Annotated in this window: 8 protein-coding genes; all 8 read left to right on the top strand. The window is 55.4% G+C overall.

Annotated elements, in window-relative coordinates; all coding sequences use genetic code 11:
- The first annotated feature begins 283 nt into the window (after positions 1-283).
- The 8 genes from BN1247_RS12165 to BN1247_RS12135 all read left to right on the top strand — a co-directional run bounded on the left by BN1247_RS12165 (position 284) and on the right by BN1247_RS12135 (position 15,047).
- On the top strand, positions 284-3,379 hold the full coding sequence (locus BN1247_RS12165) for a beta-galactosidase (RefSeq protein WP_054951634.1): 3,096 nt from the start codon (positions 284-286) through the stop codon (positions 3,377-3,379).
- Positions 3,380-3,415: 36 nt separating this feature from the next.
- Complete coding sequence (locus BN1247_RS12160) at positions 3,416-4,642, top strand: LacI family DNA-binding transcriptional regulator (protein ID WP_054950631.1); 1,227 nt, start codon at positions 3,416-3,418, stop codon at positions 4,640-4,642.
- Between the two features lie 93 nt (positions 4,643-4,735).
- A complete protein-coding gene (locus tag BN1247_RS12155) occupies positions 4,736-6,046 on the top strand; it encodes a glycoside hydrolase family 125 protein (protein WP_147675246.1) in 1,311 nt (436 codons plus the stop codon).
- Between the two features lie 259 nt (positions 6,047-6,305).
- Complete coding sequence (locus BN1247_RS18515) at positions 6,306-6,593, top strand: diacylglycerol kinase family protein (RefSeq protein WP_315969617.1); 288 nt, start codon at positions 6,306-6,308, stop codon at positions 6,591-6,593.
- On the top strand, positions 6,476-7,354 hold the full coding sequence (locus tag BN1247_RS12150) for a diacylglycerol kinase (protein ID WP_315969615.1): 879 nt from the start codon (positions 6,476-6,478) through the stop codon (positions 7,352-7,354). Before BN1247_RS18515 ends, BN1247_RS12150 begins: the two co-directional genes overlap by 118 nt.
- Positions 7,266-8,642, top strand: a complete 1,377-nt coding sequence (gene rlmD, locus BN1247_RS12145) for a 23S rRNA (uracil(1939)-C(5))-methyltransferase RlmD (protein ID WP_054950630.1) — start codon at positions 7,266-7,268, stop codon at positions 8,640-8,642. The genes BN1247_RS12150 and rlmD overlap by 89 nt, the downstream gene beginning before the upstream one ends.
- Before the next feature lie 47 nt (positions 8,643-8,689).
- A complete protein-coding gene (locus tag BN1247_RS12140) occupies positions 8,690-11,584 on the top strand; it encodes an alpha-mannosidase (protein WP_054950629.1) in 2,895 nt (964 codons plus the stop codon).
- Between the two features lie 121 nt (positions 11,585-11,705).
- Positions 11,706-15,047: an alpha-mannosidase gene (locus BN1247_RS12135; RefSeq protein ID WP_054950628.1), complete on the top strand. Its 3,342-nt coding sequence runs from the start codon at positions 11,706-11,708 to the stop codon at positions 15,045-15,047.
- The last annotated feature ends 21 nt before the right edge of the window (positions 15,048-15,068 follow it).

Here is a 15,068-nt window from a genome sequence, read left to right as displayed (position 1 = left end):
CGTGTAGAGGACGAGCAGACCGCGACTTAACGGCGTGGTGTTAGCTCGTCTTTTTTTGTGGAAAAAAAACGGCTACTCATTTTGATTTCTTTTTGAACGTGTGGCGAACTGTATTGACAATGTTGCAGTCATGTACGTATAGTTAGGTTGATGGTTAATTATATAATAACAAAACGTTATTTAACCTAACAAAAGAGTTGTCATTTATGTGTGGATGTTATGTTGCATTCGTATCATCCAGGAAAAAAAGGTGCTCGTATCCATTTTTAGGGAGGCGTATGGCGTGAATCGAGTCGTTCTGTTTTACGATCCGGCTTTTCCGTATGACGGGGAGCGTCCCCCGGAGACGTTCGACCAGCGAGTAGGCGAGCAGGTGACAGTTGTCGGTGCGCGGCAGTTGGCAGATGCGTTAACGCAAGGGGATGTGACGTGCGCGATTTTCTTGCACGGACCGTATTTTCCCGCCGATGCGTGGCCGGCTATATTAACGCATGTTCGGCAAGGAAAAGGGTTGGTACACGTAGGCGGTATGCCGTTTCGCATACCGTGTCACTGGGAGAACGGGGTGTGGCGACAAGGGCGGGAACACGTCACGTACCACCGCCAACTGAACATTCACGAAGTGCTGCCCGTCGATCCGGAACCGATTGACCACTTCGAATGGGCAGACGATATCCCGTTGTTTGCGGAAGCGATGCCGTTGCTCTCAGTTGAACCGACGTCCAATTTCGTCTTACACGTGTCGAAGGCGAGTCACACGGAGGAGGAGATGGGGTCGAGCGGTCCGATGGATGCCCGCATTTACCCGCTGGTGAAAGGGATGTCGCGCGACGGGCGCTTCGTCGCTTCCCCCGCCGTACTATTGGAATATACGAAGGGCGCGTTTGCCGGCGGCCGTTGGGTGTTCCTCAATCAAGTCGTGCGGGCGCCTTTTTGGGACGGAGGCGGCGTGGAGGAACTGTTAAAGTGGGCTGCCTTTGCTGGGCGCGGCGTGACGGAGATGTGGTTAAAGACGACGTACGCGACATACGAAGTCGGGGAGCGGCCGACGCTCCTTTGGCAACAGCAAGCGCTAGGGGCGCTCGACGATTCGGCACAGTGGACGGTTGAATTGGACGTGCAGCGCGATAATGACAGGGAAACTGTTTTTACAAAAACGCTCACAGTTGCGGCCTCGCGGGTGCTGCAAATGGAACGAGTGACGCTGCCGGTCGACATAGCCCCCGGCTTCTACCGCGTGACGGCGAAAGCGACGTCTGACGCGGGAGATGTACGGCTGTTGCGGCAAGGTTTTTGGGGGATGGACCGCGAGCTGTTGTCTGCCGGCGAACCACTTCGCTGTGACCGGGATTACTTTTGGAAAGACGGCAAGCCGTTTCCGGTCGTCGGGATGACGTACATGACGTCTGACGTGGCGCGCTACTTTTTGTTTTTGCCGAATCCGCACGTGTGGGATCGCGATTTTGCGCAAATGAAACGCGCCGGCATCAATCTCGTCCGCACGGGCATTTGGACAGCGTGGCGCCATATGATGTTAGCTGACGGCCACATGCGCGAAGACATTTTGCGTGCGATTGACGCGTTTGTCCTGACGGCGAAGCGGCACGGAATAGAAGTGACGTTTACGTTTTTCTCGTTTACGCCAGAGATGTGGGAAGGGACGAACCCGTATTTGGACCCGCGCAGTGTCGAAGCGCAAAAACGGTTTATCACGTCAATCGCCTCTAGGCACCGTGAGACGACGAACGTGCAGTGGGACTTAATTAACGAGCCGTCGCTGTTTGACCCGGCACGGACGTTCGCAGGCCCGCGTTCGCTGCACGACCCGTACGAAAAGGCGGCGTTCATCCGCTGGTTAGAGCAGCGGCACGGGACGGTGGAAGCGTTGCGCGAGCGCTGGCAGATGAGTGAGGTAGAGCTCCCGTCGTTTTCCGAAGTGTCTTTGCCTGAACCCACTGAAATTAATTTTGATGTGCAAGATATGCTTACAGGGAAGAACGGTCTCGTCTGGTTGGACTATACGCTGTTCACGATGGCGATGCACAATCAGTGGGCGAAGTCGCTGGCAGATTCGATTCGCGAGACGAACCCTGGGCAGTTGGTGACAGTTGGGCAAGACGAGGCACTCGGCGCACAGCGTCCGTCGCCGTTCTTTTACGCGGAGGCGGTCGATTATACGACGGTTCATTCGTGGTGGTTAATGGATCAGCTGCTGTGGGACGGGATTTTTACTAAAGATCCGACGAAACCGAATCTCGTTCAAGAGACGGGCATTATGTATGTGGAACAGCCGGACGGGAAGGCGAAGCGATCGGAGGCTGAGTTGCGGAGCATTTTGGAGCGCAAGTACGCCTACGCGTTTGCGGCTGGAGGGGCCGGAGCGGTACAGTGGATTTGGAACACAAACTACTACATGAACAACGCGAACGAGTCGATGATTGGCGCCTGCCGCGCCGACGGTTCGGAAAAGCCGGAAGCTGACGTCTCTTACGATTTCGGGGCGTTCATGTCGTCGATTCGCGACTTATTCGTCACGCGGGAGCTGGAGGACATCGTGGCCATCTTCCCGTACACGAATGATTTTTCTAACCGCCCGCTCGCCTTTGACGCGACGACAGCGCTGACGCGGACGCTCGCCTACGAGTTGAAGGTGCCGTTTCGCGCGTTAGGGGAGTATCACCTCGACGACTTGTCGCAGCACCCGCCGAAACTAATCGTCGTGCCGAGCGCGCATCACTTTTCCGATGAGGCGCTGGAAAAGCTGTTGCACGTTGTACGGGAACACGGCGCGACGCTGTTGTTCACAGGACCGATTAGTATTGATAGTTACTGGCGGCATACGGGGCGGCTCGCGGATGTCCTCGGGGAGACAGCGCTTCGCAACGTGCGGCGCGAAGAAGTGCTCGAACTGAACGGCCAGCTGTATCCGGTGTCGTTCGGGGAGCGGCGGATCGCTGAGGTGACGAAAGAAGCGTTGCTGGATCAGCCCGACGCCACTGTTCAGGATGTCCCGTTAGGGAAAGGACGGCTTATCTGGTGTGCGCTGCCACTCGAATTAAATACGCGTCCGGAACCGCTCGCTGCGATGTACCGCTACGCGTTGGCGCAAGCGGGAGTCGCACGCGAACTGGAGTGGCGGAGTGGCGATTTACCAGGTATTTTCGGCCGCAAATTGTCGTTTCGCGACGGGGCACTGTTCGTATTCGTCTCCGAGTACGCGCGTGATGCTCGATTAGAAGTTATCGATCAGGCGACAGGGGTGGCGTATGCTTTTTCACTTGAGGCGGAACGGTCGTTGTTGTTTGCGACGCGGAAGGACGGGCAATTACGCGCCGTACACCGCGATGTGACCATCGACGTATCAATGACTAGCTCGTAACGATCGACCTAACCGGAGGAAGGTGAGCGGTGGAAAATGGGCAAAAAGGTGACGATGCAACATATTGCCGACGACGTTGGCGTTTCCAAATATGCCGTGTCCCGGGCACTGGCGGGGAAGGAAGGAGTCAGTGAGGCGACGCGGGCGCGGGTGATCGCGGCAGCTGTACGGCTCGGCTACCGCGTCGATCCCGTCTTTTTGACGAAGGGCGGAGGAGCGGTACAGGTCGGGGAAACAGCAGCGAAAGGTACGAAAGTGGCGGCGGAAGGTGCTGACACAGCGGATGGCGACAAAGTTGCGGACGGTGTAGGAACGGAAGCCAGAGAAACAGCTGCGGGTGCAGCGACTAGCGGGCTAGATTCGAGGGGGGAGCAGGATCCGACGGCTGCGAAGGCAGGGCAACAATTCGTGACGGTCGTCATTCCCGGTTTGCACGACAGTGAGGACGGCGCGTTCTTCTGGGGGCGGATTTTGACCGGTATATCCGAGGCACTGCGCGAGCGCCAGTTAGGGATCATCGTCGTGTCAGAGGTGACACCGCACCATTTTGCACAAATTGTAAACCCGCAAGGGACGCTCGGGATGATCGGTGTCGGCAGCTTACCGACAGAATTGTTGCTAGAGGCGAGCAAGGCGCATATACCGTTCGTGCTAGTCGATCACGAAGACCCCCTTGTGGCGTGTGATACAGTGTTTGCGAACAACTTCGACAGTATGTATCGACTGACACACTATCTCATTGGGTTAGGCTACCGGTCACTGCAATTCGTCGGAGATATTCACGGAGCAGAGAGTTTTTTTAACCGTTGGCTTGGCTTTCGTACGTGTGTAGAAGCTCACGGGATTGCTTTGCGGCAAAACGAGCAACTGATGCGCATAGCGACAAGTATGGTGGATCCTATGCGCCAATCGCTTGCGGGCGCTTGTCGACAGTTGGCGCTGGGCACGGATGCCGCGCAAGATGAGATGCCGCCCGCTTTCGTCTGTGCGAATGATGCGACGGCGATCCATTTGCTAGAAGTGCTTTCGGCTATGGACATTCGCGTTCCGGAAACGTGTGCCGTCACCGGTTTTGACGATATTGAGGCGAACGTTCCTTCTGAACCGCGCTTAACGACGGTGCGGGTCGCTAATGAACGGTTGGGTGAGCGCGCGGTAGAGTTGTTGCTGTGGCGACTAAGTCGGCCAGATGCACCGACGGAAAAAGTGCTCGTCGCGGGTGAGCTTATCGTGCGCGATTCGACAGGAGAATTGCAGTCATAAGCGGAGCCGACGGTGGAGCCGTCGCGTGGCAGCCACAAATTGTAGTCGATATCTATATAAAAAAAACAAAAAAACAAACGGGAGGTATAATTTTTGGCGACACAAATTCCCGCAGTGATGCAGGCACTCATCGACGACATTGCGGCAAAGGTAGGACCTGATACGAAACTGGCAAAAATGTTTGCCGCCTGTTTTACGAATACGTACCGTACGACGTTACAACCACAACAAGACGGGACGACGTTCGTCATTACGGGCGATATTCCGGCGATGTGGTTACGAGATTCGGCGGCGCAAGTGCGTCCTTACTTACTCCTCGCCGCACAAGACGAACAAATCGCGGCGCTCGTCGCCGGAGTCGTCAGGCGACAAATGGCGTACGTCGTACACGACCCGTATGCGAACGCCTTTAACGAGACGGCTAACGGCAAAGGGTTTCAGGACGATGTGACTGCTATGACGCCACTCGTGTGGGAGCGCAAGTACGAGATCGACTCGCTCTGTTACCCGATTCAACTGGCGTACTTACTGTGGCAAACGACAGGACAGACAGCTCACTTAGACGCCGTGTGCCGCGCCGCGGTACACAAAATTGTGGCGCTGTGGCGGACAGAGCAAGATCACGAAGCGTCGTCGCCGTACCGTTTCGAGCGAAAAAACGTTCGTCCTTCCGATACGCTGACGCGTGACGGCAAAGGGCCGCTCGTCGCTAAAACGGGGATGACGTGGTCGGCGTTTCGTCCGAGCGACGATGCGTGTACGTACGGCTATTTAATTCCGGCCAACATGTTTGCTGTCGTCGCGCTCGCGTATGCAGCAGAAATTGCTGACACCGTTTGGCACGATGCGGTACTAGCAGAAGAGGCGCGGCAGTTAGCGGCGGAAATTGATGCGGGGATTAAACGGTACGGTACGGTGGAACATCCGCAGTTCGGCACGATTTACGCGTACGAGACGGACGGGCGCGGCAATTACAATTTAATGGACGATGCGAACGTCCCCAGTTTGCTCGCCATGCCGTATGTCGGCTATGTCACACCGGACGATCCCATTTACTTAAACACCCGCCGCTTTTTGCTAAGTGTGGAAAACCCGTTTTATTACGCGGGAGACGTGGCGCGAGGCATCGGCAGTCCGCATACGCCGCCGCACTACATTTGGCATATCGCCCTCGCCGTGCAAGGGATGACAGCGACAGACGAGGCCGAACGCGAGGACATTTTGGCGACGTTTCAGCGGACAGATGCAGGGACACATTTAATGCACGAAGGCTTTCACGTCGATGACCCGACTCACTTCACACGCGAATGGTTTGCTTGGGCGAACGCGATGTTTAGCGAATTTGTGTTAAGTATGCACGGCTACTACGTGAAAGGCAGCCCACTTGCGCGATTTTACAAGTAGACGACATCGTTGCTTGGCGCGTTGTATCTTGAGGCGTGTCGCAACTCTACGTCTGTCTGCGAAAGGAGAGGCAGCTCCTAGCAGTCTGTCTGCGAACCTAATCGGTAGGGGGTATGCACTGCGCTATTGCCAGTGTCGCTAGCCAATATCGCCTGTCGTTTTACTAATAACATTGTTATTATTAGGGGATAGAAGTCCTTGCTTAGGGCGTCCATATCCGGAAGGTACGGATATAATAACGACGACAGGTGATTACTATATGAAACGAGCACGGCTAATTTATAATCCGACAGCAGGGAAAGAAGATGTGCGGCGCAACCTAGCAGACATTCTCGATCGATTGGAAAGTCGCGGGTTGGAAACGTCCTGTCACGCGACAAAACGGGAAGGTGACGCGATCGCATTCTCGATCGATTGGAAAGTCGCGGGTTGGAAACGTCCTGTCACGCGACAAAACGGGAAGGTGACGCGATCGCGGCGGCGCGGGCGGCCAGCGCGTACGACGTCGTCATCGCGGCGGGGGGCGACGGAACGATTCACGAAGTGATCAACGGCTTAGCCGGCATGTCGACACGCCCGCAACTCGGCATTATTCCAGCTGGGACGACGAACGATTTCGCGCGGGCAATCGGCATTCCGCGCAATATGAGGGAAGCGTGTCGCGTGATCGGGGACGGGTATACGCTACCGATCGATATTGGTCGGATGAACGAAAGGTATTTTATTAACATCGCTGGGGGCGGTTGGCTGACCGATGTCACATACGACGTCCCGAGTAAATTAAAGGCGGTGATCGGCCAGCTCGCCTATTACGCGAAAGGATTAGAAAAGATCCCTACCATTCACCCGATTCGCGTGACGATCGAGACGAATGACGAGACGATAGAAGAGACGATTATGCTGTTTCTTATCGCTAATAGCAGTTCCGTCGGCGGCTTTGAAAAACTAGCGCCAGAGGCAGATTTGAGTGACGGTCTATTCGACGTCATCGTCGTCAAAAAGGTGAATTTACCGGAATTTATACGCATTGCGGGGATGACGTTGCGCGGGGAACACGTCAATCATCCGCAGGTGCGATATTTTAAAACAAATCGATTACGCATTACTTCTCCAGATGAAGTGTTAATCAACTTGGACGGTGAACAAGGCTCCGAATTGCCGTGTGAATTCGAAGTGCTGTCCCATCACTTTCAATTAATTGTGCCAAAGGAAGTTATTCATGACCGAGCGAAAACAGCCTTTACGAGTAGGCCAAACGATCGAAATCGAGCTAACAGACCACGGGTCAAGCGGCGACGCCGTCGGTAAAACGGACGGGTTTACCGTCTTCGTTTCCGGGGGAATCGAAGGTGAGACGGTTGTCGCTCGGGTGATAGAAGTGAAACGCGCATTCGCACGGGCAGAGTTAGTAGAAGTTGTCACTGCGAGCGCGGCGCGGGTGCGCCCGCCGTGCCCTGTTTACGAGGCGTGCGGTGGGTGTCAACTGCAACACCTCTCGTACAAGGCGCAACTTCAGCTCAAAACGGCGCGCGTCCACGACAGCCTCGAGCGGATCGGCAAATTTAACGGTATCGATGTGCGCCCGACGATCGGGATGCGCGAGCCGTGGCGCTATCGCAACAGGGCGCAAATTCCGTTCGGCGAGCAGGACGGCGGCCTCGTAGCTGGTTTTTACGCTCGCGGGACACACCGCATGGTTGACATGGACGCCTGTTTGCTGCAACACGAGACGAGTGACGAAGTCGTGCAAACGGTCAAGCGCATCGCGCGCGATTTAGGGATTTCTGGTTACGATAAGCGGCAGCACCGCGGCGTGTTGCGCCACGTCGTCACGAAAGTTGGCGTTCATACGGGGGAGCTAATGATCGTCCTCGTGACGAAGGGATCCCAGTTACCACGGAAAAAACTATTCATACACGCCTTGCGGGAACAGTTCCCCCAGCTCGTCTCACTCGTGCAAAATGTGAACAGCAAGCGGACGAGTGTCGTGTTAGGGACGGAAAACCGCACGTTGTGGGGGCGCGAGACGATTACTGACACGATCGGCGGGATACGCTTTTCAATTTCGCCGCACTCTTTTTTCCAAGTTAATTCACAGCAAACAGAAGTGTTGTACCGCGAAGTGTTGCGCGCCGCTGCCTTGACGGGCAAGGAAACCGTTGTCGACGCCTACTGCGGCATCGGCACGATCAGCTTATTTTTAGCGCAACACGCGCGGCAAGTGCTGGCGATGGATATCGTCGACGCGGCGATTGCCGATGCGAAGCGCAACGCGCGCTTAAACGGCATTGCGAACGTACAGTTCGCCGTCGGGAAGGCAGAAGAACTGATGCCGCGGTGGTACGCACAAGGCGTACGACCGGAAGTTGTCGTCGTCGACCCCCCGCGCAAAGGGTGTGACGAGCGGTTACTGACGGCAATAGCGGACATGGGGCCAGCGCGCGTCATTTATGTGTCGTGCCAGCCGAGTACGCTCGCACGCGATTTGCGCTTTCTCGCTGACCGCGGGTATACCGTGCAAGAGGTGCAACCAGTCGACATGTTCCCGCAGACGGCTCACATTGAGACGGTCGCAACTCTCGAAGGCACCTCTTAATCCTTCTTCCACTCGATCTATTCCAACAGAAATGAGGTTATTATTCCATGTCACAACAGACGATTGCACACATTATTTCACACACGCATTGGGATCGCGAGTGGTATTTGCCGTATGAAAAACATCACGTACGCCTCGTGGCACTCATGGATCGTTTACTAGAGACACTCGCGGCAGATCCGGAATATAGGAGCTTTCACCTCGACGGCCAGACGATTATGTTGGAAGACTACTTACAAGTTCGTCCAGAAATGCGAGAAACACTCGCTGCGTTCATCCGCGCGGGCAGGATTCATATCGGGCCGTGGTACGTGTTGCAAGACGAGTTTCTCACGAGTAGTGAGGCGAACGTACGCAACTTGCTCTACGGGCACCGCGACGCGAAGTCGTACGGCGCTATTTCTAAACTCGGTTACTTTCCCGATTCGTTCGGGAACATGGGACAGGCAGCGCAACTGCTACAGCAGGCTGGTATCGACACTGCCGTCTTTGGTCGCGGGGTGAAGCCGACTGGCTTTAACAACACTGTCACTGACAGCGACAGTTACGAGTCACCTTTTTCCGAGATGGTGTGGCAGTCGCCGGATGGCTCGTCGGTGTTAGGAATTTTGTTTGCCAACTGGTATTCTAACGGCAACGAAGTACCGGTTGACGAGGAGGAGGCGCACGCTTTTTGGACGCAAAAATTAGCTGACGCACGCAAGTATGCGGCGACGAACCAGCTGTTATTTATGAACGGCTGTGACCATCAACCGGTGCAGACGGATTTGTCGACGGCGATCCGCGTGGCGCAAAAGGTCGCCCCAGACGTCACTTTTATCCACTCCAATTTCGCCGACTACGTCCGGGAAGTGAAGCGAGAGCTGCCGCAAGATTTAAAGGTCGTCCAAGGAGAATTGCGGAGCCAGCGCACAGACGGCTGGTCGACGTTAGTGAACACGGCATCGTCGCGCATTTATTTGAAACAGCTGAACCAACGCGGACAGACGCTCTTAGAAAAAGTGGCGGAACCGCTCGCCGCGTGCGCTTACGTTACCGGGGAAACGTATCCGCACCACTTATTCGCGTATGCGTGGAAGACGCTCATGCAAAATCATCCGCACGACAGTATTTGTGGCTGTAGCGTCGACGAAGTGCACCGGGAAATGGTGACGCGTTTCGATAAAAGTAGGCACGTCGGCGAAGCGATCGTTGCCGACAGTTTGCGAAAGATCGGCGGCAAGATCGACACGCGTAGCTTCGCTACGAGGGGCGAAGACGTCTTACCATTCGCCGTGTTCAATACGAGTGCGTGGCAAAAGAGCGGGACGGTGACAGTGCAACTCGACGTGAAGCGCATTTACTTTAGCGAAGGATATGCCACGGATGAGATGCAGCGGCGGCTGCAAGCGCTCAGTTTAGCGGAGTGGCAGCTGATCGATGTGCAAGGGCGTACTGTCGCGTGCACTGTCGACGATTTAGGCGTGCAGTTCGGTTACGATTTACCGGACGACAAGTTTCGCCAGCCGTACATGGCGCGCCGCGTCCGACTCACTTTCGGTGCGACAGAGATCCCGGCATTCGGCTATGCTGTGTACACGTGGGTACGAGGACGGAAGTCTACGAGCGACACGGATTCGGCAGTCGTGAACGGGGCAGCGACGGTTGTGTTACAGCAGCAGGAAGACGAACTCACCGCGGCACAAGCACAAACGCTACTCAAGAATGAGCGCAGGCTGGAAAATGCGTACGTACGCGTCGACATTGCCGCAGATGGCTCGCTTGCGGTGACGGAAAAAGCGGGTGGTCATACATTTCGCGACTTGTGTGTGTACGAAGATGTTGGCGACATCGGCAACGAGTATATGTTTAAACAGCCAGACGGCGACGTAGCGCTAACGACGAAAGGCCTGCCAGCGGACATATGCGTCGTCGAAGACAAGCCATACCGCGCCACAGTGGAAATCCGCCATCAGCTAGACATTCCGGTGAGTGCTAATGAGGAGTTGCGGCGGGAGCAAGAAGCATACGTCTGGTTTACTGAGCGGAAAGCACAGCGAGCCGAGGAGACGGTGCCGCTAACGATAGTTACACGCGTCAGTTTGGAGAAAAGCGGGCGCGGTGTCACCGTGCAGGCTTCTTTTGACAACAAGGCGAAAGACCATCGCCTGCGCATGCTTTTCCCGACCGATTTAGTGGCGGACCAACACGAGGCTGATTCGATTTTCGAAGTGGCACGCCGTGACAACACGCCGGCGCCAGGATGGAAAAACCCGAGCAACTGCCAGCACCAGCAAGCATTCGTCAGTATCAATGACGGAGCAGCCGGCTTAACAATTGCGAATAAAGGCTTGAATGAATATGAAATATTGCGCGATGGGCGAAACACGATAGCGGTAACGCTACTGCGCAGTGTCGGAGAGATGGGCGACTGGGGCGTATTCCCGACGCCAGAGGCGCAATGCTTAGGTGAACATACGGTGGAAGTGCAAATGATCCCCCACCAAGGTGACGGGCTAACTTCTGGCGCGTATGTGGACGCCTACCAATTCCAGATACCGTGGAGCAGTGAGCAGCTCAAATTACAGGGCGGCTCGTTGCCATCCGTTCACGCGTTTGTGGCGTGGGACGGTGCGAGCGGAGGAGTGACGACTAACGAAGCGGATACGATTAACGAAGGGGATACGACTAACGAAGGGGTGACGACAGTAGCCCACTCGACTCTAAAAGTGGCGGAAGAGACGGGGGACGTCATTTTGCGCTGGTTTAACATGGGACAGGCAAAGCAGCAGCTCGACGTCTGCGTGCCGTTTGCCGTGCATAAGTGGTACAAAAGTAACATTCTCGAACAGCGGCTGGAAGAGCTCTCCTTGGCGGAACACGCAGAACAAGCGGAACACACGGTACGGACGGTTGTGGGTGGCCATGAAATTGTGACATTAAGTGTGAGTCGGCGGGGCTGATAAAGTTGACAAGGTACTCGTAAACGAGAGAGACACAGAAAGAATGACGGGTTGTCGATTGAGATCCACTTGGGAGAAGTCATAGTGACGAGGAGCGCATATATTCGTTAGGAGGGCGAACATGTTTTTAACGGAAAATAAACTGGCGGCGCGCATTAACGAGTTGTCACCGTACCGTTACCGAGAAATGATCGAGATCCCGGCGTTTCGCTGTACGGAAGACGGGACACAGGCGATTGACAGTTACCCGCCCCAAACAGCGGAGTGGGGGACAATGGCTGTCGGCGAGCAGTGGAAAGGACGCGACAAATACGTTTGGTTGACTGCTGACGTCCATCTTCCCGCTGCTTGGTCGGGGAAACAGGTCGTCGGGTTGTTCGATTTTGGGTTAACGGGTGCGGGCAATAATTCAGGGTTTGAATCGCTGCTGTTTTTGAACGGTAAACCGTATCAAGGGGTCGACTCGAACCACCAAGAAGTGTTTTTTCCTACAAGCGCAACTGGCGAATCGGTCGCACTCGCCTTCCGCTTGTGGTCGGGGCTCGAAGGCGGTGGTGAACGGAAAGAACAAACCCACGAAATTAAACGCGCTGCGCTCGCGTGGTTAGATCCGGTCGCCGATGATTTATTTTACACGGCGCGCGCCGTCTCTGAAGCGGTAAAAGAGTTGCCGGAGCAAATGGCCGAGCGCGCCTTGATGCTCAGTGCATTAAACAAGGCGTTCCATTGCCTCGACTGGTCGCGGCCGGGCTCAGAAACATTTTATGAGAGTGTCCAAGAGGCACGGCATGTGCTTAGGAGCGAATTAAGGAAAATCGAAAAACATCATCCGGTTACGGTGCACTGCATCGGCCATACGCACATCGATGTCGCTTGGCTGTGGCGACTCAAGCATACGCGGGAAAAGTCGGCGCGGTCGTTTTCGACGGTCATGCGGTTGATGGAACGCTATCCCGAGTACGTCTTTTTACAAACGCAACCACAGTTGTACGACTACTTAAAAACAGATTACCCGGAACTGTACGCGGAAATTAAAGAGCGGGTGCGGGAAGGGCGCTGGGAAGCGGCAGGTGGTATGTGGGTGGAAGCGGACTGCAACTTGCCGTCCGGCGAATCACTCGTCCGGCAATTGCTGTTTGGCACGCGTTTTTTCCGCGAAGAGTTTGGTTCGGAGTGCCGCTATTTATGGCTGCCCGACGTGTTCGGCTACAGCTGGGCGCTACCGCAAATTTTGCGTAAATCGGGTATCGACACATTCATGACGACGAAAATTAGTTGGAACCAATACAACCGCATGCCACACGACACGTTTAAGTGGCGCGGCATTGACGGGTCTGAAGTACTCACTCACTTCATTACGACGCCTGAACCGTGGTCAGAGCCAGGATCGTGGTTTTATACTTACAACGGAAAAGTGACGCCGAAAACGGTGCAAGGCATTTGGGAGGCGTATCGCGACAAAGAAGTGAACCAAGAGCTTTTACTTTCCTACGGTTACGGTGACGGCGGCGGGGGCGTCAACCGCGACATGTTGGAAATGCGGCGGCGCATGGACGAGTTGCCGGGCTTACCGCACACGAAGACCGGGACGGCGGGGGAATTTTTCGCTCGTTTGCACGAGCGGGTGGCGAACACGTCGAGCTATGTCCATACGTGGGACGGTGAGCTTTACCTGGAATACCACCGCGGTACGTATACGAGCCAAGCGTACAACAAGCGGATGAACCGGAAGCTAGAACTGCTTTACCGCGAGAGCGAATGGCTGGGCGTACTAGCGAGCGTGCTCCGTTCGGACTGGACATCGTACCGGCAAGGCGAGCTGAACGACGGCTGGAAAATCATTCTCCGCAACCAGTTTCACGACATTATCCCCGGCTCGTCGATTCGCGAAGTGTACGAAGACAGTGTTGTGGAGTATGCGGAAGCAGAACGCCTCGGCCGCACCGCGTGGCAAGAAGCGGCACAGTTACTGATGGCCGAAGGGGAGACTGAACCGGAAACTTCTCGAGTAACGGTATTTAACTCCGCGCCGTGGCCGCGACAACATATTGTAAAAATTCCGGCTTCCGCGGAGATGGATCGCGCCGGCAGCTGGTTTGACGCCGCCGGCAAACCGCTTGTAGCCGACTACTGTGACGACTACTGGCTCGTGCGCACGGGTGAATTGCCGCCGATGGGGTATTCGACGCTGACGTTTAAATCGGCTGTAAGTGTCGCGGTAGCTGATAGCACGTCGGGCGAGTCAATCGCGCGACGGGATAGCGAGTCGAGCGCCGCTGGCAGAGGCAAACCAGTAGTAGCGATAGAAGCTGGTGGCCGCGGGGAAGCAGAAGCCGATGGCAAGCGAGTAGCAGAAGCTGACGGCAAGTGTGCAGAGGAAGTCGGCGGTAAGCGAGCGGTAGAAGGGACAACGACGCCGTTCGTTGTCTGGGAGAACGGGATCGATACGCCGTACTATGCCATCGAGTGGAACGATCAGGGGCAACTCGTGAAACTTTATGACCGCGAGAGTGCGCGAGACGTCTTGCCTGTGGGAGCGCGCGGTAACGTGTTGCAAGTGTTTGAAGACAAACCGCTCGCCTTCGACGCGTGGGATATCGATATTTTTTATCAGCAAAAAATGAACGAAGTCGTCGACCTCCGTGCGCGCCGCGTCGTGGAAAACGGCCAATTGCGGGCGGTCGTTCGCTTCGAGTGGGTGTATGGCGACTCCTCCATCGCGCAGGACATGATATTGTACGCTGACAGCCGCCGCATCGACTTTGCCACCAACATTGATTGGCAGGAGCGGCAACGTTTACTCAAAGTCGCTTTTCCCGTCGACATCCGCGCGACGGAGGCGACGTACGACATTCAATTCGGCAACGTGAAACGTCCGACTCACTGGAATACGAGCTGGGATTACGCCCGCTTTGAGTCGGTAGGGCACCAGTGGGCGGATTTGTCCGAACGCGGATACGGTGTCAGCTTGCTCAACGACTGTAAGTACGGGTATGACATTAAAGACAACGTGTTGCGCCTCTCGCTGTTGAAGTCGGCGATTCATCCGGATACAGAGGCGGATCAAGGAGAACACGTATTCACGTATGCGCTACTGCCGCACAAAGGCGATTGGCTGGAAGGAAACACGGTGTACGAAGCGTGGTGCTTAAATAACCCTTTAACGGTTGTGACTGGACATTCGACTGCGCCTGAGCTGTCTTTGTTCCGCGTATCTTCGCCGTACGTCATGGTCGACGCAGTAAAAAAAGCAGAGGATCGCGAACAAATTGTGTTGCGCGTGCACGATTTTTCCGGGAGCCGCGGTAAAGTGGAGATAACGAGTGACTTACGTATTCGCTCGTGGCAGGCGTGCGATTTAATGGAACAGCCGCAAGGCGAACGGCACGAAGGCGACGTCATTCACTGCACGTTAACTCCGTACGAAATCAAAACATTTTTAGTGGACGTCCGGCGGCAGTAGTTTCTTTGGCGAGGTGCGTTC

Source organism: Numidum massiliense (genome assembly GCF_001375555.1).
Classification (GTDB): domain Bacteria; phylum Bacillota; class Bacilli; order Thermoactinomycetales; family Novibacillaceae; genus Numidum; species Numidum massiliense.
Note: the sequence above shows the minus strand (reverse complement) of the source record. Positions and strands in the feature narration are given on the sequence as shown.